Here is a 25,616-nt window from a genome sequence, read left to right as displayed (position 1 = left end):
ATTCTTTCCATATGTGTTGGGTTAGGAATGTTTTTTTATGAGTAATTCCATCTTTCTCATGAAACTCTCATTTGTTCACATGGAATTTTTAGTACATTAATTGATTCTTTTTTGTTATTATAGGTATAGACATGCTCTAAGAAGTGTATCAATTGGAGGATTTATGATGTTTAAAAAGCTATTTCGACAAGATGAAAATATATTAAATAGTGAACTTGCAGAAGATTTGCCTATCCCTCGCCATGTTGCCATTATTATGGATGGTAATGGCAGATGGGCGAAAAAACGTTTTTTGCCGAGGATTGCTGGGCATAAAGAAGGTATGGACGTTGTGAAACGTGTGACACGATATGCGAATGCTATTGGTATTGATGTGCTAACCCTTTATGCTTTTTCAACTGAAAATTGGAAACGACCTACAGATGAAGTGGATTTTTTAATGAAGCTACCTGTAGAATTTTTTGATTCTTTTGTACCAGAGTTGATTGAAGAGAATGTTCGTGTTAATGTGATGGGATATAGAGAAAATTTACCAGACCATACGATGCGTGCCGTTGAAAAAGCAATTGCTGATACAGCACACTGTACAGGGCTAACGCTTAATTTTGCCTTGAATTATGGTGGACGTTCAGAGATTGTCACTGCAGCGAAAGAAGCTGTGAAGGAATTAGTATTAGAAGGAAAGTCAGCAGATGATTTAACAGAAGAAATGTTGAATAACCACTTGATGAGTAGTGGACTTGGGGATCCAGACTTATTAATAAGAACAAGTGGAGAGCTTAGATTAAGTAATTTTATGTTATGGCAATTAGCTTATAGCGAATTTTATTTTACAGATACACATTGGCCTGATTTTTCAAAAGAAGATTTTTTACAAGCGATGATTGAGTATCAAAATCGTTCGCGCCGTTTTGGAGGGCTTTAGGGAGGAAACAGGATTGAAAACAAGAATTATTACTGCAGTTGTTGCGTTGATATTTTTTATTCCTTTTGTTATTTACGGGGGGATTCCATTTGAATTATTAAGTATTTTATTGGCGACAATTGCGCTTTATGAAGTACTTGTTATGACAAAACAGCGAATTTTTTCAGTGAATGGAATAGTCACTTTGCTACTTATGTGGTTAGTTGTCGTTCCAGATCGATATTTGAACTTTCTGGAAGAATTGCATATTACCGAAATGGAAATTATTTTTATTTTAATGGCATTGTTGCTTGCTTATACTGTGTTTTCACGAAATAAATTCCATTTTGATCAAGTGGGAATTAGTATGGTTGCCGCTTTTTATACAGGATTTGGTTTCCACTACCTTACATTAACTCGTGATGCAGGTTTAATGTTTGTGTTATTTGCACTATTTATTGTTTGGTCTACTGATACTGGGGCTTATTTTATTGGAAAAGCAATGGGTAGACATAAACTCGCGCCAAATGTTAGCCCTAATAAAACAATCGAAGGTTTTATTGGTGGAATTGTATGTGCATTAGTTATTGCAGGTGGTTTTTATTATTTTGCTGATTTGCCAGGAGATATCGCTATCATTTTAATATTACTTGTATTTTTATCTATATTTGGACAACTTGGAGATTTGGTAGAATCTGCATTAAAACGGTTTTATGGTGTGAAAGATTCTGGGAAAATTTTGCCAGGGCATGGTGGGATTTTAGACAGATTTGATAGCTTATTGTTTGTATTACCGCTGTTACATATACTTCAAATTATATAATTGGAGATGGGATAATGAAAAAAATCATTTTACTGGGAGCAACTGGTTCTATAGGTACACAAGCATTAACGATTGTTCGGGATAATCCAGATAAATTTCAAGTTGTCGCTATTAGTTTTGGGCGCAATATGGAACGCGGTCGAGCAATTATTCAAGCATTTAAGCCACAAATGGTTGCGGTCTGGCACTCAAGAGACAAAGCAACTCTAGAAGCTGAATTTCCTGATGTGAAAATTTTTAATGGAATGGATGGGCTTAGAGAAGTGGCGACTTGTCCTGATGGGGATGTATTGCTAAATGCTGTAATGGGAAGTGTTGGTTTACTGCCTACTTTGGATGCAATTGAAGCTGGTAAAAATATTGCGATTGCGAATAAAGAAACACTTGTTACAGCGGGACATTTAGTAATGAACGCAGCTCGAGAAAAAAAGATTTCATTATTGCCCGTAGACAGTGAACATTCAGCTATTTTACAAGCGTTAAACGGTGAAAACTCTGAAAGAATAAAAAAAATCATACTTACAGCAAGTGGTGGAAGTTTTCGTGATAAAAATCGTGAACAACTTAGCGAAGTTACGGTTAAGGAGGCGCTTAAGCATCCTAATTGGAACATGGGAAATAAACTAACGATTGATTCCGCAACGATGTTTAATAAAGGGCTAGAAGTTATGGAAGCACACTGGTTGTTTGACGTCAGCTATGATGCAATTGATGTTGTGATTCAACGTGAAAGTATTGTCCATTCTATGGTTCAATTTGTTGACGGTAGTTTTATGGCTCAACTTGGGACACCAGATATGCGCATTCCCATTCAATACGCACTTACTTGTCCTGATAGATTCCTAGTACCGTTTGAAAAGGAGTTCCAAATAACGGATTTTTCTGCACTTCATTTTGAAAAAGTAGATTATGAAAGATTTCCGGCATTGAAACTCGCGTATAATGCTGGTAAAATAGGTGGAACAATGCCGACTGTTTTAAATGCGGCAAATGAAATTGCTGTAGCTGGCTTTTTAAATGGCCAAGTTGCGTTTTATAATATTGAAGCACTTGTTGAAAATGCAATGAATCGGCATGCTAGTATTTCGAACCCTGATTTGGATACTATTTTGCAGGTAGATAAAGAAACTCGAGCGTATGTAAAGACACTTTTATAGAGGTGAAACTATTTTGACAACTATTATTGCTTTTATTTTTGTATTTGGATTGATTGTATTTTTCCATGAGCTTGGGCATTTTTTGTTTGCAAAACGTGCTGGAATTATGGTGAAAGACTTTTCCATTGGATTTGGACCGAAAATTTTTGCTTATCGAAAAAAGGAAACACAATACACGATTCGCTTATTACCAATTGGTGGATATGTACGGATGGCGGGAGAAGATGGCGAAGAGATTGAGTTGAAACCTGGTTACCGAGTAGGTTTAGAGCTTACGCCAGAAGAAACCGTTAGCAAGATTATTGTTAATGGGAAAGATCAATATGTAAATGCACAACCCATTGAAGTATCCGCTTGCGATTTAGAGAAAGAACTATTTATTGAAGGTTATGAAGACTACGATGATACGAAAAAAGTGCGTTATCAAATAGAACGTGATGCGCTTGTCATTGATGGGAAAATCGAAACAATGATAACACCGTATGATCGTTCCTTCAATGCTAAATCATTAGGTAACCGAGCAATGACTATTTTTGCCGGTCCGCTCTTTAACTTTATTTTAGCAATATTAATATTTACGGCACTTGCTTTTGTACAAGGTGGGGTCCCGAGTACTGATAATACACTTGGAAATGTTCTTCCAGACGGTGCTGCGGCTGAAGCAGGACTTAAAAAGGGCGATGAAGTTCTTTCTATTAATGGGAAGGAAACTAATTCTTGGGCAGATATTGTTCAAAGTGTTTCTGAAAACCCGGGAAAAACGCTTGATTTTAAAATAGAGCGAAATGATAAAACGCAAGATGTAGATGTAAAACCTGAGACACAAAAAGAAAACGGTAAGGAAGTCGGCAAAATTGGAGTAGAAACGCCAATGGATACTTCTTTCTCTGCTAAAATAACTAATGGCTTTACACAAACATGGAATTGGATTGTACAAATATTTACGATACTTGGCAATATGTTTACTGGCGGATTTTCATTAGATATGTTAAACGGCCCTGTTGGTATTTATACAAGTACACAACAAGTCGTTCAATATGGCTTTATGACCGTCCTAAATTGGACAGCTGTTCTAAGTATTAATTTAGGTATTGTAAATCTATTACCGTTACCAGCACTTGACGGTGGACGCCTCATGTTCTTCCTTTATGAACTTGTTCGCGGAAAACCTATCGATCCAAAAAAAGAAGGAATAATCCACTTTGCTGGATTTGCACTTTTGATGGTTCTAATGATTCTTGTCACTTGGAATGATATCCAACGAGCATTTTTCTAAACAATAAATAAAAAGGGAAAAAGGGGTGTTTTAAATGCGTCAAACGATGACATTTATACCAACATTAAAAGAAGTCCCAGCTGATGCAGAAGTAAAGAGTCACCAACTACTTCTTCGCGCTGGTTTTATAAGACAAACAGCTAGTGGGATTTATAGCTATTTACCACTTGCAACGTTGATGCTACGAAAAATCGAAACAATTATCCGAGAAGAACTTGAAGCAATCGGGGCTGCAGAACTCCTAATGCCTGCACTTCAACCAGCGGAACTTTGGCAAGAGTCTGGACGTTGGAATGATTATGGTCCAGAGTTAATGCGTCTAAAAGATCGTGCTTCTCGTGACTTTGCACTTGGACCAACACATGAGGAAGTTATTACGGCGCTTTTACGTGATGAAGTGAAATCATATAAACGTTTACCATTAACTTTATACCAAATTCAAACAAAATTCCGTGATGAAAAACGTCCGCGCTTCGGTTTATTACGTGGTCGTGAATTTATTATGAAAGATGCTTATTCTTTCCATGCAACAAGTGAAAGTTTGGATGAAGTCTATGAGTTAATGCACCAAGCTTATTCTAATATATTTACTCGTTGTGGACTTGAATTTCGTTCTGTTATTGCGGATTCTGGTTCAATCGGTGGAAATGAATCCAAAGAATTTATGGCATTATCTGATATTGGAGAAGATACAATTGCCTATAGTGATGCTTCCGACTATGCAGCGAATACAGAAATGGCAACCGTTTTATATATGGAGAAAAAATCACATGAGCTAGAAAAAGAACTTGAAAAAGTGGCGACTCCAGACCAAAAAACGATTGCGGAAATTGTTGCATTTTTAGAAGTTTCAATCGAAAAGACGATGAAATCAATGCTTTATCAAGTAGATGATGAAGTGATTATGGTACTAGTTCGTGGGGACCATGAAGTAAATGATATTAAAATCAAAAATGCTTTAGATGCTACCAATGTAGAGCTAGTTGATCCAACTGTAGCAATTGAACTATTAGGTGCTAACTTTGGGTCACTTGGTCCAATTGAAGTACCTGACAATATCCGTATTTTTGCTGATAATGCTGTAAAAGATATGGTTAATGCAGTGGTTGGTGCTAATGAAGATGGTTTCCATTATATTAATGTGAATGCGGCACGTGATTTTAACGTAGCTAGTTATTTTGATTTACGAATGATTCAAGTAGGTGATTTATCGCCAGACGGTCAAGGAGTTATTAAATTTGCTGAAGGAATTGAAGTAGGTCATATTTTCAAACTAGGCACCAAATATAGCCAAGCGATGAATGCTACAATTTTAGATGAAAATGGACGTGCTCAACCAATTATTATGGGATGTTATGGAATTGGTGTTTCTCGTATTTTATCCGCCATTGCAGAACAGTCTAATGATGAAAATGGTCTAGTTTGGGATAAAAAAATCAGTCCATTTGATTTACATTTGATTCCTGTTAACATGAAGAGTGAAGAACAAGTTGCATTTGCTGAAACGCTTTATGATTCCTTACAAAAAGCTGGTTTTAGTGTCCTAATTGATGATCGTGCGGAACGTGCCGGTGTTAAATTTGCGGATGCTGATTTGATAGGCTTACCGATTCGCATCACTGTTGGTAAAAAAGCAACGGAAGGTATTGTAGAAGTGAAAATTAGAAAAACTGGTGAAATGATTGAAGTTCGTCAAGAGGAACTTTTAAATACATTGCCAATTCTTTTTGGAGATAAATAATTACAAGCAACACTTTGCCAGATGAAACTTTTTTACTCGTTCGATAACGAGTTATAAGGGACGTCTGGCTTTTATAAATTTGGAAAAAGGGGTGTTATTCGGAATGACAGCTAAAGAAGAAGAAAAACAAGAACGATTTCAGCTGCTAATGGCACAAATTGGCTTAGAAAACGAGTCCGCCTATGAGGAATTTACAAAAGAAGCAAAAATAGAAAAATTAGTTGCTGATAAAAAAAATAAAACTTGGCAATTTCATTTACATGTACCGCAAATTTTCCCAGCAGCACTTTTTCATATGATGGATGTTGGTATGAAAAGAGCTTTTAGTCAAATAGCTACAACTGAAATGCAAATAGTCCCTCAAAACCAATCCATCAATGAAAAGCTTATTCAAGACTATTGGAATTTGATTATTGAGCCAATTTGCAAACAATCTCCTATGATTGGAAACTTGCTATTAGAGCAAAAACCAACCTTTAAAGAACCGCATTTTATTGAAATTGCCGTTCATAATGACATGGAAGAAACAACTATTCAACAAAGATTCCAAGCAAAAATCATGGAAAGTTATGGAAATGCTGGATTTCCGCGTTTAGCGCTTAAAACACATATTTTAGATCAATCAGAAACAGAGGAATATAAGGCATTCGCACAGGCCAAACAAGAAGAAGATCAAAAAAAAGCAGCCGAAGCCGTTCAAGTGATGCAAAAACGACAAGTGGAAGCTCAAAATGGCAATACAGCAGCTGCACCACTTTCTGGCCCATTCCAAGTTGGCTATAAAATTAAAGATGACGAAGAAATTAAACGACTTGGAGATGTATATGACGAAGAACGTCGCATTACGGTCCAAGGTTTCATTTTTGCAACTGAAATTAGAGAGCTCCGTAGTGGTCGTAGTCTGTTACAATTTAAAATTACAGATTACACTAGTTCGATGATTATAAAGATGTTTTCTCGTGATAATGAAGATGCTGCCATGTTTCAGAATTTGAAAAAAGGCATGTGGGTTAAGGTTCGCGGTAGTGTCCAAAACGATACATTTGTCCGTGACTTAATTATGATGGCACAAGATATTAACGAAATCGCCGGAGTGAAACGTCTCGATAAGGCCGAAGAAAAAAGAGCAGAACTACATCTGCATTCCCCAATGAGCCAAATGGATGCTACCTCTTCTGTTGATTCGCTTTTTAAACAAGCAGCAGACTGGGGCCATAAAGCAATTGCGATTACAGATCATTCTGTGGCTCAATCTTTCCCAGATGCCTATGGAGCAGGGCAAAAATATGGTCTAAAAGTCATTTTTGGTATCGAAGCAAATTTAATTGATGACGGAGTACCTATTGCCTATAACGACCAACATATTTTACTAAAAGATGCTACTTATTGTGTATTTGATGTGGAAACAACTGGTTTATCGGCAGTGTATGATACGATTATTGAATTAGCTGGCGTAAAAATGAAAAATGGTGAAATTATTGATAAATTTGAAGCTTTTATTGATCCAGGGCATCCACTATCGGCAACTACCATTAATTTAACAGGTATTACGGATGATATTGTAAAAGGCTCTGATCCAATGGATGTTGTGCTTAAGCGATTCAAGGAATGGAGTGCAGATGATATACTAGTTGCCCATAACGCTTCTTTTGATATGGGATTTATTAATACCGCTTATGAAAAAGCAGGCATACCAAAAGCTGAAAATGCGGTAATTGATACACTTGAACTAGCACGTTTCCTATACCCACATTTCAAAAATCATCGTTTGAACACCTTAACGAAAAAGTTCAATATTATTTTAGAACAACATCACCGAGCTGTTTTCGATGCAGAAGCTACTGCCTATTTAGGTTGGAAATTAATTAAAGATGCCAAAGAGATGCATGATATTGATTACCATGATTCTTTAAATGATTACATGGGAGAAGGCGATGCATATAAACGCGCAAGACCTTTCCATGCAACTATTTATGCTCAAACTGCTGTAGGTTTAAAAAATCTATTTAAATTAATTACGATGTCAAATATTAATTATTTTTATCGTGTTCCGCGTATTCCTCGCTCACAACTAAAAAAACTTCGAGAAGGTTTAATTATCGGAACAGCTTGTAGCCAAGGGGAATTGTTTGAAGCAATGATGCAAAAAGGAATGCAGGCAGCTGAAAAAGTAGCGGAATTCTATGACTTTATTGAAGTGCAACCAAAACCAGTATATGCACCATTAATTGAGCGAGAACTTGTTCGTGATGAAAAAGCATTGGAAGAAATTTTAAAAAATATTGTTCGTGTTGGTGAAAAAACAGGAAAACCTGTTGTTGCAACTGGTAATGTACACTATAAAGATCCTGTAGATAAAATTTACCGTAAAATTTTAATTCACTCACAGGGCGGAGCAAATCCATTAAATCGTGCTGAATTGCCAGATGTTCATTTTCGTTCAACCGATGAAATGTTAAAAGAATTTGCTTTTCTTGGTGAAGATAAAGCAAAAGAAATTGTAGTTACAAATTCTAATTTAGTAGTCGATTGGATGGAAGAGTTAAAACCAATTAAAGATGAATTGTATACTCCAAAAATTGATGGAGCAGAAGATGAAGTTCGTAATATGAGCTACAATATGGCCCACCAATTATATGGCGAAAATTTACCAGAAATTGTCGAAGCAAGACTCGAAAAAGAATTAAAAAGTATTATTGGCCATGGTTTCGCGGTTATTTATCTAATTTCACATAAGTTAGTTAAAAAATCTTTGGTAGATGGTTATTTAGTTGGTTCACGTGGATCGGTTGGTTCTTCCTTTGTTGCCACGATGACAGAAATCACAGAAGTAAATCCACTACCACCACATTATCTCTGTCCGAATTGTAAAGCCTCAGAATTTTTTGATGATGGTTCGATTGGTTCAGGATTTGACCTACCTGATAAAGACTGCCCGCATTGCGGAACAACCTACCAAAAAGAAGGGCAAGATATCCCGTTTGAAACATTCTTAGGATTTAAAGGTGATAAAGTACCCGATATTGATTTAAACTTTTCTGGTGATTATCAACCAGTCGCCCATGCCTACACAAAAGAAATTTTTGGAGAAGATTATGTTTTTCGTGCTGGAACCATTGGTACGGTGGCAGAAAAGACAGCATTTGGTTATGTTCGTAACTATGAACGAGATATGAATATGACAATTCGGGGAGCGGAAATTGACCGCCTTGTAGCCGGCTGTACAGGGGTTAAAAGAACAACCGGGCAACATCCAGGGGGGATTATTGTTATTCCAGATTATATGGATGTATATGATTTCACTCCAGTACAATTTCCCGCCGATGCAACAGATTCAGAATGGAAGACAACTCACTTTGATTTCCATTCTATTCACGATAATGTTTTAAAATTAGATATACTTGGACACGATGATCCGACCGCTATCCGAATGTTACAGGATTTAAGCGGTATTGATCCTAAAACTATCCCAACAGACGATCCCGATGTGATGAAACTATTTGGTTCTACTGAATCGCTAGGTGTCAAACCAGCAGATATTGATTCTAAAACTGGAACGCTAGGTATACCTGAATTTGGGACACGGTTTGTACGTCAAATGCTTGAACAAACCAAACCAACCACGTTTTCTGAGTTAGTTCAAATTTCCGGACTTTCTCATGGTACAGATGTTTGGCTTGGAAATGCCGAAGAACTAATAAAGAATAAGACTTGTGAGCTGCCAGATGTAATTGGGTGTCGTGATGATATTATGGTATTCCTAATTTATCAAGGTCTAGAAAGTTCCTTAGCCTTCAAAATTATGGAATCTGTTCGTAAAGGGAAAGGTTTAACAGAAGAAATGGAAGAAGCAATGATGGAAAATAAAGTGCCAATTTGGTACATTGAATCTTGTAAAAAAATCAAATATATGTTCCCGAAAGCCCATGCGGCAGCTTATGTGCTTATGGCAGTGCGTATCGCCTACTTTAAAGTACATCATCCGTTGTTCTTCTATGCCACTTATTTCACTGTTCGTGCGGATGATTTTGATTTAACTTCGATGGTAAACGGAAAAGAAGCCGTAAAAGCGACAATGAAAGAAATCAATGATAAAGGAATGGAAGCTTCTACAAAAGAAAAAAATCTATTAACAGTTTTAGAAATCGCTAACGAAATGCTAGCTCGTGGTTTCCATTTCCAAAAAGTAGATTTGTATAAGTCTTCCGCTGATGAATTTATTATTGATGGCGACTCCCTTATCCCGCCGTTTAATGCGATTCCAAGTCTTGGAACCAACGTAGCGAAACAAATTGTAGCAGCTCGTGAAAACGGGGAATTTTTATCCAAAGAAGATTTGCAGCAACGTGGGAAAGTCTCTAAAACAATTATTCAATATATGGATGATCAAGGATGTTTAGAAGGACTGCCAGATCAAAACCAATTATCACTATTCTAAAATAGAGCAAAACTTGCTTGTAGTCACAATTTGTGATAAACTTATTTAAGAAATACTACGATAACTCAGCCAAGCGTGGGCCAATGCCCACGCTTTCGTTTTGCAAATCTGTCAAAGAGTCACCTATGGCAGGAATAGAGACGAATTAGCTGGAAAAGCGTATCTCTTAAGGAGGCTGAAATGAGTAAAGTACTAGATCAAGTAGAAGCAATTGTTGCACCGATTACGGACGAACTTCATTTGGAGCTCGTAGACATTGCCTTTGAAAAAGAAGGTCCAAACTGGTTTTTGCGAATTTTTATCGATAAAGATGGTGGCGTAGATATTGATGAATGTGCGGTTGTCAGCGAAAAAGTCAGTGAAAAAATGGATGAATCAGATCCGATTACCCAAAATTATTTTTTAGAAGTTTCATCTCCAGGGGCTGAACGTCCACTGAAGAAAGAGCAAGATTTTGTTAATGCAGTATCTAAATATGTCCATGTTACTTCTTATGAGCCAATTGATGGTCGTAAAATGTGGGAAGGTACTTTAGAAAGTTATGATGGAGAAACGCTGGTCATTACTATTACAGATAAAACACGCAAAATCACTTGTGAAATTCCTAAAGAAAAAGTAGCAAAAGCAAGGTTAGCAATTCAATTTTAAAAAGTGAATAAGGAGTTGAATCAAAAATGAGCACAGAATTATTAGATGCTCTTCATGTGTTAGAACATGATAAAGGTATTTCAAGAGAGGTATTAGTGGAAGCGATTGAAGCCGCTCTTACTTCTGCATACAAACGAAATTTTAAAGATGCTCAAAACGTTCGTGTAGATTTAAATATGGAAAATGGTTCTATCCGAGTTTTAGCAAGAAAAGAAGCAGTAGAACAAGTATTTGATTCTCGTCTTGAAATTTCGATGGAAGAAGCACATAAAATCAATCCAGTCTATCAACCTGGTGATGTAGTGGAGCTTGAAGTGACACCGAAAGATTTTGGCCGAATTGCTGCACAGACAGCAAAACAAGTTGTTACCCAACGAGTTCGTGAAGCAGAACGCGGTATTATTTACGATGAGTTTATCGACCGTGAAGATGATATTATGACAGGTATTGTAGAACGTCAAGATTCTCGTTTTATTTATGTAAATCTAGGTAAAATCGAAGCTATTTTATCTCAAAACGAGCAAATGCCAAACGAAACATACCACGCACATGATCGTATTAAAGTTTATTTAACTAAAGTAGAAAAAACAACAAAAGGACCGCAAATTTTTGTTTCCCGTACGCACCCTGGACTTTTAAAACGCCTTTTCGAAATGGAAGTTCCAGAAATTTATGATGGTGTTGTGGAAATTAAATCCGTTGCACGTGAAGCAGGAGATCGCTCTAAAATCTCTGTTTATACAGCTAATGAAGAAGTAGATCCTGTTGGTGCATGTGTTGGACCTAAAGGCGCACGTGTTCAAACCATCGTTAATGAACTAAAAGGAGAAAAAATCGATATAGTTGAATGGTCAGAGGATCCTTTCACTTTTGTTGCCAATGCACTTAGCCCTTCCAAGGTATTAGATGTTATTGTAAACGAAGCAGACCAAGCAACAACAGTTGTCGTACCAGATTATCAACTATCCTTAGCAATTGGTAAACGTGGTCAAAATGCTCGTTTAGCAGCGAAATTAACTGGTTGGAAAATTGATATTAAAAGCGAAACTGTTGCAACTGAACTAGGAATCTATCCTCGTAATAACGAAGAAATGGCTCCGGTAGAAGAAGTAGAGAGCGAAACTTTTACAGAAGATGAAGAGTAAAAAGGAGAATTATCATGCGTAATAAAAAAATCCCCCTTCGAAAATGTATAATTACCGGTGAACGCTTGCCAAAAGGCGAACTTCTTCGTATTGCGTATTCGAAAGACGGAGCGCTAACGATTGATCCTACAGGCAAAGCACCTGGACGCGGCTTTTATATCGTTAAAAATGTAGAAGCATGCAAAAAAGCAAAAAAGAAAAACGCTATCTTTCATCAACTAAAAATGCCAGAACAAGAGGCCTTTTACGACGAGCTAATTGATTACGTAAAGTCTCTCGAGGAACCTACTAATGGATAAAAAAGCACTTTCCTTATTAGGCCTTGCAAATCGAGCACGGAAAATTACAACTGGTGAAGAATTGGTATTAAAAGCAGTTAGAAATGGGAAAGCAAAAATGGTTCTCATTTCAGAAGATATATCCGAAAAAACTGAGAAAACAATCCGCAACAAGTGTGAATATTATAATGTTGTCGTGAAACAAGCCGGTACCCGGGAAATGATTGGGGGTGCAATCGGCAAAGATACACGTGCAATAGTTGCCATACTTGATAAAGGATTTGCTGTTAAATTAGCAGAATTACTCGGTTGAATCTTATACGGAGGTGTACGACATGAGTAAAGTTCGTGTATATGAATATGCAAAAGAACATCAAGTATCAAGTAAAAAAGTTATTGAAGCTCTTCAAGGTTTAGGTATTGAAGTGGCGAATCATATGTCCACTATTAATGAGAACGCCTTAAGACAATTAGATAAAGCCGTTGATGGCACAAATAAAAAAGCCGAAGCACCTAAGAAAGAAACAACTAGCAATGAAAACGGAAATAGTAAGGGGCCAAACAAACCAAATATGACAAATAGTAATGAAAAATCGAATAAACCAAATACAAATAAACCAGCAGGACAAAATACAAAACCTGCAGCGGGTAACAAAAGCCAAGGTGCCAAACCAGCGTCAACCAAACCAGCAAGTACATCTAATCAAACGCAAACTGGTGGACAAAAACGTAATAATAATAACAATCGTCCAGGTGGTGGAAACTCTAACCGTCCAGGCGGCAACAATCGTCCTAATCGCGGCGGGAATTTTAATAACAAAGGACGGAACACCAAGAAAAAAGGTAAATTAAACCATAGTACTGTTCCACCAACTCCACCAAAACCAAAAGAACTTCCTGAAAAAATTGTTTTCAGCGAATCTTTAACAGTTGCAGAACTGGCAAAGAAACTATATAGAGAACCATCTGAACTAATCAAAAAATTATTTATGCTTGGTGTTGTAGCAACAATCAACCAATCATTAGATAAAGATGCAATTGAACTTATTTGTTCCGACTATGGTGTAGCCGTAGAAGAAGAAATTAAAGTCGATGTAACCGATTTAGATGTTTACTTCGAGAATGAATTGAATGAAGCAATTGATGAATCAAAACTTATGGAACGCCCACCAGTAGTTACTATCATGGGACACGTTGACCATGGTAAAACAACCTTACTAGATTCCCTTCGTAATACTAAAGTGACTCTTGGAGAAGCTGGCGGGATTACGCAACATATCGGTGCATATCAATTAGAAATTCATGATAAAAAAATCACTTTCCTTGATACACCTGGACATGCGGCATTTACCGCAATGCGTGCTCGTGGTGCGCAAATCACAGATATTACTATTTTAGTTGTTGCGGCGGATGATGGTGTTATGCCACAAACAATCGAAGCAATCAATCACGCAAAAGCAGCTGGTATGCCAATTATTGTTGCTGTAAACAAAATTGATAAACCACAAGCAAATCCAGACCGCGTAATGCAAGAATTAACCGAATATGAATTAGTACCCGAAGCATGGGGTGGCGATACTATTTTCGCACCTATTTCCGCTAAATTCGGTGAAGGCTTAGAAAACTTATTAGATATGATTTTACTTGTATCTGAAGTAGAAGAGTTAAAAGCAAATCCAGATCGTCGTGCCATTGGTTCTGTTATTGAAGCAGAACTTGATAAAGGCCGTGGCCCAGTTGCTACATTACTAGTACAAGATGGAACACTAAATATTGGTGATCCAATTGTTGTTGGTAACACATTTGGTCGTGTCCGTGCAATGGTCAATGATTTAGGTCGTCGCGTGAAAAAAGTCGGACCAAGCACACCAGTTGAAATTACCGGTTTAAATGATGTACCTCAAGCTGGCGATCGTTTTGTTGTTTTTGAAGATGAAAAAACAGCGAGAAATATTGGTGAAACTCGTGCCAGTCGTGCCTTAGTAGCGCAACGTTCGGCAACCAATCGTGTAAGTTTGGATAACTTATTTGAACATATGAAAGCTGGCGAAATGAAAGAAGTTAACGTTATTATTAAAGCAGACGTACAAGGATCTGTAGAAGCGCTCGCTGCATCGCTTCGTAAAATTGATGTCGAAGGTGTTAACGTTAAAATTATTCATACTGCCGTGGGTGCAATCAATGAATCAGATATTACTCTAGCGGCAGCTTCTAATGCGATTGTTATTGGGTTTAACGTTCGTCCAACAGCACAAGCACGTGAAGCCGCAGAAAATGAAAGTGTAGATATTCGTCTACATCGTGTTATCTATAAGGCGATTGATGAAATCGAAGCAGCAATGAAAGGAATGCTTGATCCAGAATTCCAAGAAAAAATTATCGGTCAAGCACAAGTGCGCCAAACAATCAATGTTTCTAAAGTGGGTACAATTGCTGGCTGTTACGTAACAGATGGTAAAATTACTCGTGATAGTGGCGTCCGTATTATCCGTGATGGAATCGTTGTTTTCGAAGGTGAAATTGCTACACTAAAACGCTTTAAAGATGATGCGAAAGAAGTAGCAAAAGGTTATGAATGTGGTATTACAGTACAAAACTTCAATGATATTAAAGAAGACGATGTAATCGAAGCATACGTTATGGAAGAAATAGAAAGAAAATGATTCAATCAGTCATTAGTGAATTTTTCATGCAGGAACCACAAAACCTCAAAGAAAAACGCGCTATACTGAAACGAATTTTAACGAGAGCAAAACAAAAATTCAATATCTCTATTGCCGAAACGGATTATCAGGATTTATGGCAGCGAGCTGAAATTAGCTTTGCTGTCGTATCTGCCTCGCACATCCAAGCTGAAAAAGAAGCGAGGGAAGTACTTGCTTTTCTAGATTCTTTTCCAGAATGGGAGCGAGCCGAGACAGTAATGGAGAAGTTATAAAAAGAGGTGAATACACTTGAACGTAAGAGCAAATCGTGTCAGTGAGCAAATGAAAAAAGAATTGGGCGATATTTTAAATCGCAAAATTAAAGACCCGCGCTTAGGGTTTGTGACTGTAACTGGAGTAGATGTTACTGGTGACTTACAAGAAGCTAAGGTGTTCATTTCCATCCTTGGTACCGATAAGGAGAAAGAAAATACATTACTTGCACTTGCAAAAGCGCATGGCTTTATCCGCTCAGAAATCGGTCGCCGTATTCGACTTCGTAAAGTTCCAGAAATGTCTTTTGAAATAGATAATTCCATCGCTTACGGAAATCGAATCGATGAATTGCTTCGTGACTTAAATAACGATCAATAATAAATAAAAGTTTAAGGCAATCCCTTTATCTTCTCATTCAAACGGGATGTAAGCGGAAATTGTCTTAAACTTTTTTTGTTAGAAGGAGGAGCCGGATGAACGGAATTATTCCACTGTGGAAAGAACGCGGAATGACAAGTCATGATTGCGTTTTTAAATTAAGAAAAATTTTACATACAAAAAAAGTTGGCCATACTGGTACACTGGATCCTGAAGTAGAAGGTGTACTCCCAATTTGTGTTGGACGTGCGACAAAACTCGCGGAATATGTAACGGATGAAGGGAAAGTTTATGTAGCCGAAATCACGATAGGTAAATCAACTACTACAGAAGATGCTACTGGTGAGACGGTTGAAACCAAAGAGCTAACAGAAATCACGGCCGAAGCACTTCAAGTTGCACTAACAAAACTCACTGGAAAAATCACCCAAATTCCACCAATGTTTTCAGCTGTAAAAGTTAATGGTAAGAAATTGTATGAATATGCAAGAGCGGGAATAGAGGTTGAACGCCCATCCAGACAAGTGGATATTTATTCATTAACCCGTTTAGATGACGCCACTCCGCTAAATGAAGCAAATCCGACTTTCCGTTTAGAAATCGCATGTGGCAAAGGAACGTATATTCGCACGCTTGCTGTCATGATTGGCGAACAGTTAGGGTACCCTGCGCATATGTCTAAGTTAGAGCGAGTACAAAGCGGCTTTTTCAAAAAAGAAGATTGCCTAACCCTGATAGAAGTGGAAGAAAAGTTTCAAAAGAATGAAAATGATTTTTTATATCCGCTTGAAAAAGGGATTGAATCAATGGCAAAACTAGTCATTGATGAGGAAGTGCATAGCAAAGTTTTAAATGGCGGATTATTACCAGAATCTTTATTTATGACAGTAGAAAATGAACCTCGTGTTGCGCTTATTTTTAAAGAAAAATTAACTGCAATTTACAAACCGCATCCAGAGAAAAAAGACATTTGGAAGCCAGAAAAAGTCATTGAATTAAATCAAGCATAGTAATTGCGACTGCAACTTTCTTATATTATGATATTAAAGGAATTCAAATTTAGAGGAGAAGTGGCAAAAAATGAAGACGATATACTTGCATCATCCGCTTACAACGGATGAGTGGACAGACGTAAAAAAAGTAATGGCGCTTGGTTTCTTTGATGGCGTGCATTTAGGGCATCAAGCGGTCATTAAACAAGCAAAACAGATAGCTACACAAAAAGGACTTCAAACAGCGGTTTTAACGTTTGATCCGCACCCATCTGTCGTTTTAAGCAATATCCGAAAACAAGTAAAATATCTAACCCCACTGGAAGATAAAGCAGAAAAAATGGCTGGCCTTGGTGTTGATATTATGTATGTAGTTCGCTTTACTACACAGTTTTCCGAATTATCTCCGCAAGCATTTGTTGATAAATACCTCGTTGCTTTGAATGTAGAACATGTTGTTGCTGGCTTTGATTATTCTTATGGTAAAAAAGGGGAAGGAAAAATGACCAATTTAGAAAGTTATGCAAATGGTCGTTTTGAAGTTACTATCGTGGATAAACAAACCGCATCTAGTGATAAGATAAGCTCGACTAATATTAGACGAGCAATTACAGAAGGTGAATTGGAAGAGGCAAATCAGTTATTAGGCTATCCTTATACAACAAAAGGAACAGTAATTCATGGAGATAAACGTGGTAGAACAATTGGATTTCCAACAGCGAACATTCTTGTTAATGAAGATTATTTGATTCCAAAGCTTGGGGTATATGCAGTGAAATTCCGTGTTAATGGGGAAACTCATCTGGGAATGGCAAGTATCGGCTATAATATTACATTTAAGGATGATCAAGCATTATCTATTGAGGTTTATATTTTAGATTTCCACCGCGAAATTTACGGCGAAGAAGCTGAAATTGAATGGTTTCAATTTTTCCGACCAGAACTTAAGTTTAATGGAGTAGAAGGTTTGATTACTCAATTAGAAAAAGACGAGCAAGATACAAGAGCATTTTTTGCTGATTTAGAGGATTAAACTACTATTTCTACTTGCTTTTGAGCGTTAAATAGTGTATCTTTAAATCTGTACGAACAGAACCATTACTTGGCTTTTTGCGAGTCACCGACGCTAGGCTCAGTAATTGGGGATATTTTAGAAGGAGGTGGAAAGAAATGGCTTTAACTCAAGAACGCAAAAATGAAATTATTGCAGAGTACCGTGTTCATGATACAGATACTGGTTCACCAGAAGTACAAATCGCTGTATTAACTGCTGAAATCAATAGCTTAAATGAACACGTTCGCGTACACAAAAAAGATCATCACTCTTACCGTGGATTAATGAAGATGGTAGGTCACCGTCGTAACTTATTAACTTACCTACGTAAAAAAGATGTTCAACGTTACCGCGAACTTATCAAACGTTTAGGTTTACGTCGATAAAAACCAGATGAAAGCGGGATACCAAAAGTTCCCGCTTTTTTTTGAGTAATAAGTATGCCAAATTTTGGAAAACACGGCGAAGAAATGAAACTTTATCGCATGAATCCAAAAACGTGTTAAGAAAATCGCTTGTTCGTAACAGGTTTTTGGATTCATGTGTGCTTTAGAAATTCTAAAGTGTGCGTGAACATTATTATGCATGGTAAAGTTTCTGGTTCGTGTTTCCTCACAAAAGGAGATTAAATTATGTCTGAAAAAAAAGTATTTTCAACAGAATGGGCAGGTAAAACGTTATCTGTCGAAGTAGGTCAATTAGCAAAACAAGCAAGTGGAGCAGCATTAATTCGTTACGGGGATACAGTTGTTTTAACAGCAGCAGTAGGTTCCAAAAAACCTCGTCCAGGCGACTTTTTCCCACTAACTGTTAACTATGAAGAAAAAATGTACTCTGTCGGGAAAGTTCCCGGTGGCTTCTTAAAACGTGAAGGACGTCCAAGTGATCGTGCAACATTAACAGCACGTTTGATTGACCGTCCAATTCGTCCACTATTTGCGGAAGGTTTCCGTAATGAAGTACAAATCACATCCACAGTTTTTAGTGTGGATCAAGATTGTTCTCCAGAAATGGCAGCAATGCTAGGGTCTTCTGTGGCTCTTGTAATCTCTGACATTCCGTTTGAAGGTCCTATTGCTGGTGTAGATGTTGGTCGTATCGACGGGAAATACGTTATTAACCCTACAATCGAGCAAGCAGAAAAAAGTGATATCAGCTTAACTGTTGCAGGGACTTATGATGCAATCAACATGGTAGAAGCTGGAGCAAAAGAAGTATCAGAAGAAGCAATGCTTGAAGCAATTATGTTTGGTCATGAAGAAATTAAACGTCTTTGTGAATTCCAACAACAAATTATTGCTGCTGTTGGAAAAGAAAAGCGAGAAATTGAATTATTTGTAAGTGATCCAGAACTTGAAGCAGAAGTAAAAGCAGCAAGTGAAGGGAAAATGAAAGCAGCAATCAAAACAGAAGAGAAAAAAGCCCGTGAAGCTGCTATTGAAGAAGTAAAAGAAGAAATTTTAGAAAGCTATAAAGCGAAAGAATTAGAAAACGAAGCAGAAATTCTTGGTGAAGTAGCACATATTTTAGAAATGATTGAAAAAGATGAAATGCGTCGTCTTATTTCTCAAGATAAAATTCGTCCAGATGGTCGTAAAGTAAACGAAATTCGTCCGCTTTCTTCTGAAGTTGGTTTACTTCCACGTGTCCATGGCTCTGGTTTATTTACTCGTGGCCAAACTCAAGCATTAAGTGTATGTACGCTTGCACCTTTACGTGAACATCAAATTATTGATGGTCTAGGAACCGAAGAATACAAACGCTTTATGCATCATTATAACTTCCCGCAATTTAGTGTTGGTGAAACTGGTCCTCGTCGTGCGCCAGGTCGTCGTGAAATCGGTCACGGTGCTCTAGGTGAACGTGCTTTACAATATGTAATTCCGTCCGAAGAGGATTTCCCGTACACAATTCGTCTTGTATCAGAAGTGCTTGAATCGAATGGTTCTAGTTCTCAAGCAAGTATTTGTGGCTCTACGCTTGCCATGCTTGATGCAGGTGTGCCAATTAAAGCGCCAGTTGCAGGTATCGCAATGGGACTTGTGAAACTTGGCGATGATTACACTATTCTTTCAGATATCCAAGGTATGGAAGATCACTTTGGCGACATGGATTTCAAAGTTGCAGGAACAAAAGATGGTATTACAGCACTTCAAATGGACATTAAAATTGACGGATTAAGCCGTCAAATTTTAGATGAAGCTTTAACACAAGCTAAAGAAGGCCGTTTACACATTCTTGACCATTTAACAAGTACAATTGATGCACCACGAGAAGAACTTTCAGCGTATGCACCAAAAATTATTACGCTTAACATTAAACCAGAAAAAATTAAAGATGTTATTGGACCTGGTGGAAAACAAATCAATGCAATTATTGAAGAAACAGGCGTGAAAATTGATATTGAGCAAGATGGTACAGTTTATATTGCTTCTCAAGATCAAGCAATGAACCGTAAAGCAATTGCGATTATTGAAGATATCGTTCGCGAAGTTCAGGTAGGGGAAGTTTACACTGGTAAAGTTCGTCGTATTGAAAAATTTGGCGCATTTGTTGAATTATTTAAAGGAACAGACGGTTTAGTTCATATCTCTGAATTAGCCCACGAACGTGTAGGAAAAGTAGAAGATATTCTAAAACTAGGGGATGAAGTGACTGTAAAAGTTATCGAAGTAGATCATCAGGGTCGTGTTAACTTGTCACGTAAAGTATTGCTTGAGAAAAAGGAACAACCAGAAGGCGATAAAAAGCCACAAGCAGAGAAAAAATACTATCCTAAAACAAAGAAACCAGAATCTAAATAATATAAAAAGGAAGTAGCCGATGAAAAGAGCTACTTCCTTTTTTACGTATATCTAATAAGTGTTATAAAATATAATCCCTCAATCTTGAAACTTTCGGAAACTAGAAACCACAAGTAGCCCATTTTCAGGCTACTTGTGGTTTTTTTATCTGTTTTTAGGTCCATGCTTATAATGTTTTTTGATAATTTTTTGAATAACTTTTCGTTTGTCCCGTTCTTGTCTAGCTAGTGCAGGACTATTTTTTCTTGCATGATAAGCCAGTTCTTTTTGTAATTTTAGCCAGTTTTCATAATGTTGCATAGAAAGTGATCCTTCTGTTAATGCTTCTTGAACAGCACAGCCAGGTTCTTGTGTATGAGAACAATCATGAAAGCGACAATGCTCAGCTAATTCTTCCACATCGGAAAAAGTAGTATCCAAACCAGCTTGATTAAGACCAATCCCGAATTCTCTCATTCCAGGAGTATCAATGACAATCCAGCCATTTTCGAGTAAATGCATTTCTCGGTGTGTTGTAGTGTGCTTTCCTTTACTGTCATCTTCTCGAATACCAGCCGTTTTCATTAAAGTCTCGCCAGCAAGTGCATTAATAAAAGAGGACTTTCCCACACCTGATGAACCTAGTAATACTAGTGTGCTACAAGGCTTCAAATCACGTTCTAACGCTTCAAAGCCTTTATGTGATAAATTATCCACAAAATATGTTGGAACGCCGTAAGCAACAGTTTCTAGCTGGTTCGTATAGGAAGATAGGTCTGTAACTAAGTCTGCTTTTGTTAAAATGATAATTGGAGACGCGCCGCTATCCCAAGCAACTGTTAAATAACGCTCCAAACGATTTAAATTAAAATCATGATTTAAGCTCATTACAATTAGGGCATAATCAAAATTCGCTGCAATTAACTGCTCTTCAGAATCTTTATTCATTCGAGAAAAAACCGTTTTTCGCTGAAGGACTGAAATAATTTGAGCAGTTTGTGCCAAATCGATACTAACCTCAACAAAATCACCAACAGCAGGAAGGGAAGAAGACGATAATTCATAAAAATTTCCCCGTTTGAGACTAGCTAAAAATTCTCCTTGTTCAGTTATAACTCGACAAGAATCTCTAAAAACAGCAGTAACTCTACCATAATTGGAATTATTTCCTATCTTTTGCTCTTCAAAAAAACTTGTGAAACCATATTTTTCTAAAATCAATTTTTTCGCTCCTTTTTAGGTGGGAGCATTTTATAAATAAGATACCCCCGTATTATTTATGAGTTTTTCCATCTTTACAATTGCCATAAATCATCATCCTTTCTTGCTTAAATAATAACATAAAAATAGCTAGAACATAAGAGGGGATTAACCACTTTTTGTTCTAGCTATTCATTAGTTAATTTTTATGTGCTAAGATTTTTGCAATAGTTTCGTAATTCATATCACTCTTTAAGTTATACTTCCCATCACGAACATATTTTTCGTAATTATTATCTTTTAAGTATTTATCAAACTCAGAAGCACTCTTAATAATTCCATTAGCTTGTAATTCTTCGCCAGCTTTGGAGGAAGGGTCTCCTTTAGATATTGTCAAAGTATAATTTTTTACTTGTTTAGCTTCTTCTGCTTTCTTTTTAGCGGCTTCATCAGCTGCTTTTTTAGCTTCATCGTCAGCTGCTTTATCAACTTCTTGCTGAGCTAATAATTTTTCATATTTTGTTTTCCAAGTGTTAGACTCATCTTTAGAAACTTTTTTTGTAGAATTGGTATTGGCTTCATCTGCTTTTGTTGGAGTCGAGAAAAACTGATCATAAACCAGTAAGACAACGGCAGATACTAAAAAACCTAATGCCAACATCCGTAAGTTCTTCTTCACAGATTAGGCTCCTCCTTTAATTTTAAAATTAATGTTTTAAATATTCTTCAATGATTTGTTCCACTTCTTCTTTAGGTAGGGAAGATTGTTCCGCAATATCTGATGTAACGATTCCAGAAGTATAAAGTGTAATCACTTGTTTTTTCATTAATTCACGAACTTTTGGACTTTCTGGAACTTGCTCAATTTGGATATCTGGGCTGTCTAATTTCATTGCCTTTTCCAATTCAGAGACACGTTTTTTTAGCTCGAAATTTTCTTGCATCCACTGAGAAGCAACGTCTTCCAGTTCTTTTTCTAATTGCTTATTATCTCCTTTTTGTAAGAATGAAATAACAAACAGTACGATAGCAGCAACTAATAAAATAATTATGACTGTGGTCATGGGTTTTATACACACCTCTCTTCCATAAACTCTACTACTAGTTATAGCATAATTTACTTTAAAACACCATCAGAAATCAAGTTTTGTAAAGAAAATAAAAAGAAAATGCATAGAGACCTTGCAACAAATGTATAAAAATGATATTATTATACAGGTTTAGTAAATAAATTCGTCAGTCGAGTTGGAGGGAAAACAATGCGCGTTAATATTACTTTAGAATGCACTGAATGCGGTGATCGTAATTATATCACTACTAAAAATAAGCGTGAAAATCCGGAACGTATTGAATTAAAAAAATATTGTCCAAGATTACGCCGTGTAACTTTACACCGCGAAACTAAGTAAGCAGCAGGATTTTCATTCTGTTGCTTTTTTTATTTTGTGAAAAAAGGAGATGTCGAGATGGAAGACAAGGGTCTAATCAGGGAAAAAGTTTTACGAAACCTGAACGATATAGATAAAGTAGAACATCGCGAACGTTCTATCAAACTTGCAGAAAAATTATTTGAATTGCCAGAATGGAAAGAAGCAACAGTAATCGGCCTAACTTTGGCAAGACATCCAGAAATTGAAACAGAAACAATTATTTTACAAGCAAGAAAACATGGAAAAACGGTGCTTATTCCAAAAACATACTATCCAAGTAGAAATATGGAATTTAAAATGATGGATTCTGTATATCCGCTCGTACAATCTAAGTTTGGTATTTTAGAGCCAAATGATCTCACAGAGACGGTGACAAAGGATAAAATTGATTTATTAATAGTTCCAGGTGTTGTTTTTAATAAAGCTCATTACCGAATTGGTTTTGGTGGTGGATTTTATGATCGCTATTTAATGGATTTTAAAGGAGCAACTATCTCATTATGCTTTTATGAACAAAAGCGAGAATTTTTGCAAGAAAGCCATGATAAACCAGTTTCTATCCTTATTGAAGGATAAGTAAAAATAAATACATAGAAAATAGAGTGGATTGTTTACAACATCCATTTTTTTGCGTATAGTAGTAATTATAATTTGTAATGAAAGCAGGGAATTTTTTGAGCTTCCAAGAACAATATGTCTTCTGGCGCCTAACCAACTATTTCTTGGGTGTTGAAAAATACCGTTTAATCCATCTTCATGAGGAGAAACAAGAACTTTGGTTAGAAAATACTAGTCAGAAAAAACGACCAGTCATCCGTATTCAAATAAAAGAACTAAGTTGGGCTAATGTAGTAGATCGTGACATTACCCATACAATGCATGTTTCTGAAAATCTTCGGAAACAGATGGGGCGTATTAAGTTGCCTCTTATTAATATTTATATAACTCCATTTGAACCAATGGGTGATATTTCGCCTTATTTTGGAAAGCCGCTTTCTTCTCCAAATGAAAAAGTAAAGTTAGAGAATATTTTACTGGCAAATGAACAGATGAGAGAACATCTAGATGTATTAATTAAATCATTGGAACTACCAGAAGATGCTTTTATTCTTCCAGATGAAATAACAAAAGAACTAGTAGCAAAAGAGCGAGAACAAGTAATTACGTATATTACAACTAAAGTAAATGAAGAACAAAAAGTTGCTAAAAATTCAAAACCGACTGTCACTTATACATTCATCGGTCTGTTGATTGTTGCTTTTTTATGGGTTACTCTTCAAGGTGGTACTACAGATTCATTTAATTTAATTAAATGGGGAGGGAAATTTAATCCACTTATTTTTGCAGGTGAATGGTGGCGCTTTATTTCACCAATTTTTCTTCATAGTGGTTTGATACATTTAGCATCCAATGCCGTCATGCTCTATATTGTGGGCGCTTGGGCAGAACGTATTTACGGAAAATGGCGTTATGTGCTTGTACTGCTTATAGGTGGTATTTGCGGTAATATTGCTAGTTTTGCTTTAAATATGAACTTATCTGTTGGAGCAAGTACAGCGGTGTTTGCTGTTATGGGTGCACTTTTATATTTAGTTGTTTTAAAACCAAATGTTTATGCAAAAACAATCGGTGTTAGTATTGCCTCTCTTGTAGCTGTAAACTTATTGTTAGACGTATTTTCTGCTCAAATTGACATAGCAGGACATATTGGTGGTTTAGTTGGTGGATTTTTACTTGCAGGTGCTTTGTCATTACCAAATCAATTTTTCCATTGGCGTCGTCTAGCGTATGGTATATCACTTGGTGGAGTAGCCATTTTATTTCTCTATTTTGGCTTCCAAAAAGGAACGCAACATTATGATCCAGCGCAAGCAAACTATGCAGTACAAAAGTATCTACAATCGGATAATAAGAAAGAAGCAACTAAAATCACAACAAGTTTAATTGAAAGTGGCAGTGCTGATGCTTATTCCTACACCTATGCAGCCTCAATTGCGTTACAAGATAAACAAGTTAACACCGCTGAGGAAATGGCAAAGGAGGCTATTGAGTTAGATAAAGATTTACCAGAACCACATTATTATTTATCCGTTTGTTACCAAATAAAGGGTGATCACCTAAATGCACTCAAAGAAGCAGATATTGCTAAACAACTCTCGAATGATCCATTTTTCGATTCTTATTATGATAAGTTAAAAGAAACAAAAGAATAAGAGGTTTTTAATGTGAAAACAGTTTATGATGTTGCTCAATTGTTAAAGAAGCATGGCATTATTGTTTATTTAGGGAAGCGACAATATGACATTGAAATGATGGAATATGAAGTAACAGAACTTTTTAAACACAATATTTTGGATAGAGAAGTATTTGCTAATGCGAGAAGTATTCTAAAACAAGAGTTAATTAAAGAACAGCGAAAAAATAGTAGTTTAAACTAATATAACTATA

Annotated in this window: 24 protein-coding genes; 21 read left to right on the top strand and 3 right to left on the bottom strand. The window is 36.6% G+C overall.

Annotated elements, in window-relative coordinates:
* The first annotated feature begins 166 nt into the window (after positions 1 to 166).
* The 17 genes from HCJ50_RS08675 (at position 167) to pnp (ending at position 20,559) form a co-directional block, all read left to right on the top strand.
* On the top strand, positions 167 to 925 hold the full coding sequence (locus HCJ50_RS08675; protein WP_185349043.1) for an isoprenyl transferase: 759 nt from the start codon (positions 167 to 169) through the stop codon (positions 923 to 925).
* Between the two features lie 13 nt (positions 926 to 938).
* A complete protein-coding gene (locus HCJ50_RS08670) occupies positions 939 to 1,727 on the top strand; it encodes a phosphatidate cytidylyltransferase (protein WP_185349045.1) in 789 nt (262 codons plus the stop codon).
* Positions 1,728 to 1,741: 14 nt separating this feature from the next.
* Positions 1,742 to 2,884, top strand: a complete 1,143-nt coding sequence (locus tag HCJ50_RS08665) for a 1-deoxy-D-xylulose-5-phosphate reductoisomerase (protein WP_185349047.1) — start codon at positions 1,742 to 1,744, stop codon at positions 2,882 to 2,884.
* A 13-nt stretch (positions 2,885 to 2,897) separates the two neighbouring features.
* Positions 2,898 to 4,160, top strand: coding sequence for an RIP metalloprotease RseP (gene rseP / locus HCJ50_RS08660; protein WP_185349049.1), 1,263 nt, complete (start codon positions 2,898 to 2,900; stop codon positions 4,158 to 4,160).
* Between the two features lie 34 nt (positions 4,161 to 4,194).
* Positions 4,195 to 5,901 carry a proline--tRNA ligase gene (locus tag HCJ50_RS08655; RefSeq protein WP_185349051.1) on the top strand — a complete coding sequence of 569 codons (1,707 nt, stop codon included), beginning with the start codon at positions 4,195 to 4,197 and terminating at the stop codon, positions 5,899 to 5,901.
* Between the two features lie 103 nt (positions 5,902 to 6,004).
* Positions 6,005 to 10,339 (top strand): PolC-type DNA polymerase III, encoded by a 4,335-nt coding sequence (locus tag HCJ50_RS08650; protein ID WP_185349053.1) that lies wholly within the window; start codon positions 6,005 to 6,007, stop codon positions 10,337 to 10,339.
* A 180-nt stretch (positions 10,340 to 10,519) separates the two neighbouring features.
* Positions 10,520 to 10,987, top strand: a complete 468-nt coding sequence (gene rimP, locus HCJ50_RS08645) for a ribosome maturation factor RimP (protein WP_185349055.1) — start codon at positions 10,520 to 10,522, stop codon at positions 10,985 to 10,987.
* 26 nt (positions 10,988 to 11,013) lie between these two features.
* A complete protein-coding gene (gene nusA, locus HCJ50_RS08640) occupies positions 11,014 to 12,132 on the top strand; it encodes a transcription termination factor NusA (protein ID WP_185349057.1) in 1,119 nt (372 codons plus the stop codon).
* Positions 12,133 to 12,146: 14 nt separating this feature from the next.
* Entirely contained in the window at positions 12,147 to 12,431 is a 285-nt protein-coding gene (rnpM, locus tag HCJ50_RS08635) for an RNase P modulator RnpM (protein ID WP_185349059.1), read from the top strand.
* Positions 12,424 to 12,723, top strand: coding sequence for a YlxQ family RNA-binding protein (locus HCJ50_RS08630; RefSeq protein WP_185349061.1), 300 nt, complete (start codon positions 12,424 to 12,426; stop codon positions 12,721 to 12,723). Before rnpM ends, HCJ50_RS08630 begins: the two co-directional genes overlap by 8 nt.
* 22 nt (positions 12,724 to 12,745) lie before the next feature.
* Positions 12,746 to 15,073 (top strand): translation initiation factor IF-2, encoded by a 2,328-nt coding sequence (gene infB / locus HCJ50_RS08625; RefSeq protein WP_185349063.1) that lies wholly within the window; start codon positions 12,746 to 12,748, stop codon positions 15,071 to 15,073.
* The gene (locus tag HCJ50_RS08620) at positions 15,070 to 15,348 is read left to right on the top strand and encodes a DUF503 domain-containing protein (RefSeq protein ID WP_185349064.1); all 279 of its coding nucleotides are present in this window, start codon (positions 15,070 to 15,072) and stop codon (positions 15,346 to 15,348) included. Before infB ends, HCJ50_RS08620 begins: the two co-directional genes overlap by 4 nt.
* Before the next feature lie 16 nt (positions 15,349 to 15,364).
* Complete coding sequence (gene rbfA, locus HCJ50_RS08615) at positions 15,365 to 15,709, top strand: 30S ribosome-binding factor RbfA (protein ID WP_003719600.1); 345 nt, start codon at positions 15,365 to 15,367, stop codon at positions 15,707 to 15,709.
* A 95-nt stretch (positions 15,710 to 15,804) separates the two neighbouring features.
* The gene (gene truB, locus HCJ50_RS08610; protein ID WP_185349066.1) at positions 15,805 to 16,719 is read left to right on the top strand and encodes a tRNA pseudouridine(55) synthase TruB; all 915 of its coding nucleotides are present in this window, start codon (positions 15,805 to 15,807) and stop codon (positions 16,717 to 16,719) included.
* 70 nt (positions 16,720 to 16,789) lie between these two features.
* On the top strand, positions 16,790 to 17,734 hold the full coding sequence (locus HCJ50_RS08605; protein ID WP_185349068.1) for a bifunctional riboflavin kinase/FAD synthetase: 945 nt from the start codon (positions 16,790 to 16,792) through the stop codon (positions 17,732 to 17,734).
* A gap of 137 nt (positions 17,735 to 17,871) precedes the next feature.
* Positions 17,872 to 18,141: a 30S ribosomal protein S15 gene (rpsO, locus tag HCJ50_RS08600; protein WP_003719603.1), complete on the top strand. Its 270-nt coding sequence runs from the start codon at positions 17,872 to 17,874 to the stop codon at positions 18,139 to 18,141.
* Positions 18,142 to 18,387: 246 nt separating this feature from the next.
* Entirely contained in the window at positions 18,388 to 20,559 is a 2,172-nt protein-coding gene (gene pnp, locus HCJ50_RS08595) for a polyribonucleotide nucleotidyltransferase (protein WP_185349070.1), read from the top strand.
* Between the two features lie 144 nt (positions 20,560 to 20,703).
* Here pnp and rsgA read toward each other — a convergent pair whose 3' ends face one another.
* From rsgA to HCJ50_RS08580, 3 genes are all read right to left on the bottom strand, one after another.
* A complete protein-coding gene (rsgA, locus tag HCJ50_RS08590; RefSeq protein WP_185349072.1) occupies positions 20,704 to 21,759 on the bottom strand; it encodes a ribosome small subunit-dependent GTPase A in 1,056 nt (351 codons plus the stop codon).
* A 178-nt stretch (positions 21,760 to 21,937) separates the two neighbouring features.
* A complete protein-coding gene (locus tag HCJ50_RS08585; RefSeq protein WP_185349074.1) occupies positions 21,938 to 22,417 on the bottom strand; it encodes an MltG/YceG/YrrL family protein in 480 nt (159 codons plus the stop codon).
* A gap of 28 nt (positions 22,418 to 22,445) precedes the next feature.
* On the bottom strand, positions 22,446 to 22,802 hold the full coding sequence (locus tag HCJ50_RS08580) for a hypothetical protein (RefSeq protein WP_185349076.1): 357 nt from the start codon (positions 22,800 to 22,802) through the stop codon (positions 22,446 to 22,448).
* Between the two features lie 195 nt (positions 22,803 to 22,997).
* On the opposite strand from HCJ50_RS08580, the gene rpmG reads away from it, so the two are divergent.
* The 4 genes from rpmG (at position 22,998) to HCJ50_RS08560 (ending at position 25,606) form a co-directional block, all read left to right on the top strand.
* Entirely contained in the window at positions 22,998 to 23,147 is a 150-nt protein-coding gene (gene rpmG / locus HCJ50_RS08575) for a 50S ribosomal protein L33 (protein ID WP_003719608.1), read from the top strand.
* A 57-nt stretch (positions 23,148 to 23,204) separates the two neighbouring features.
* Positions 23,205 to 23,744 (top strand): 5-formyltetrahydrofolate cyclo-ligase, encoded by a 540-nt coding sequence (locus HCJ50_RS08570; RefSeq protein WP_185349078.1) that lies wholly within the window; start codon positions 23,205 to 23,207, stop codon positions 23,742 to 23,744.
* A gap of 98 nt (positions 23,745 to 23,842) precedes the next feature.
* The gene (locus tag HCJ50_RS08565) at positions 23,843 to 25,381 is read left to right on the top strand and encodes a rhomboid family intramembrane serine protease (protein WP_185380882.1); all 1,539 of its coding nucleotides are present in this window, start codon (positions 23,843 to 23,845) and stop codon (positions 25,379 to 25,381) included.
* 12 nt (positions 25,382 to 25,393) lie between these two features.
* Complete coding sequence (locus HCJ50_RS08560; protein ID WP_185349082.1) at positions 25,394 to 25,606, top strand: YqgQ family protein; 213 nt, start codon at positions 25,394 to 25,396, stop codon at positions 25,604 to 25,606.
* The last annotated feature ends 10 nt before the right edge of the window (positions 25,607 to 25,616 follow it).

This window comes from Listeria immobilis (assembly GCF_014322765.1).
Classification (GTDB): Bacteria; Bacillota; Bacilli; order Lactobacillales; family Listeriaceae; genus Listeria; species Listeria immobilis.
Note: the sequence above shows the minus strand (reverse complement) of the source record. Positions and strands in the feature narration are given on the sequence as shown.

What these genes read in the sequence shown, in the direction of transcription:
- HCJ50_RS08675 (WP_185349043.1), top strand. Translation starts at nt 167, where the DNA reads ATGTTTAAAAAGCTATTTCGACAAGATGAAAATATATTAAATAGTGAA.
- pnp (WP_185349070.1), top strand. Translation starts at nt 18,388, where the DNA reads ATGTCTGAAAAAAAAGTATTTTCAACAGAATGGGCAGGTAAAACGTTA.
- rnpM (WP_185349059.1), top strand. Translation starts at nt 12,147, where the DNA reads ATGCGTAATAAAAAAATCCCCCTTCGAAAATGTATAATTACCGGTGAA.
- rpsO (WP_003719603.1), top strand. Translation starts at nt 17,872, where the DNA reads ATGGCTTTAACTCAAGAACGCAAAAATGAAATTATTGCAGAGTACCGT.
- HCJ50_RS08630 (WP_185349061.1), top strand. Translation starts at nt 12,424, where the DNA reads ATGGATAAAAAAGCACTTTCCTTATTAGGCCTTGCAAATCGAGCACGG.
- HCJ50_RS08655 (WP_185349051.1), top strand. Translation starts at nt 4,195, where the DNA reads ATGCGTCAAACGATGACATTTATACCAACATTAAAAGAAGTCCCAGCT.
- truB (WP_185349066.1), top strand. Translation starts at nt 15,805, where the DNA reads ATGAACGGAATTATTCCACTGTGGAAAGAACGCGGAATGACAAGTCAT.
- rpmG (WP_003719608.1), top strand. Translation starts at nt 22,998, where the DNA reads ATGCGCGTTAATATTACTTTAGAATGCACTGAATGCGGTGATCGTAAT.
- HCJ50_RS08650 (WP_185349053.1), top strand. Translation starts at nt 6,005, where the DNA reads ATGACAGCTAAAGAAGAAGAAAAACAAGAACGATTTCAGCTGCTAATG.
- HCJ50_RS08580 (WP_185349076.1), bottom strand. Translation starts at nt 22,802, where the DNA reads ATGACCACAGTCATAATTATTTTATTAGTTGCTGCTATCGTACTGTTT.
- rimP (WP_185349055.1), top strand. Translation starts at nt 10,520, where the DNA reads ATGAGTAAAGTACTAGATCAAGTAGAAGCAATTGTTGCACCGATTACG.
- HCJ50_RS08570 (WP_185349078.1), top strand. Translation starts at nt 23,205, where the DNA reads ATGGAAGACAAGGGTCTAATCAGGGAAAAAGTTTTACGAAACCTGAAC.
- HCJ50_RS08665 (WP_185349047.1), top strand. Translation starts at nt 1,742, where the DNA reads ATGAAAAAAATCATTTTACTGGGAGCAACTGGTTCTATAGGTACACAA.
- HCJ50_RS08605 (WP_185349068.1), top strand. Translation starts at nt 16,790, where the DNA reads ATGAAGACGATATACTTGCATCATCCGCTTACAACGGATGAGTGGACA.
- infB (WP_185349063.1), top strand. Translation starts at nt 12,746, where the DNA reads ATGAGTAAAGTTCGTGTATATGAATATGCAAAAGAACATCAAGTATCA.
- HCJ50_RS08620 (WP_185349064.1), top strand. Translation starts at nt 15,070, where the DNA reads ATGATTCAATCAGTCATTAGTGAATTTTTCATGCAGGAACCACAAAAC.
- nusA (WP_185349057.1), top strand. Translation starts at nt 11,014, where the DNA reads ATGAGCACAGAATTATTAGATGCTCTTCATGTGTTAGAACATGATAAA.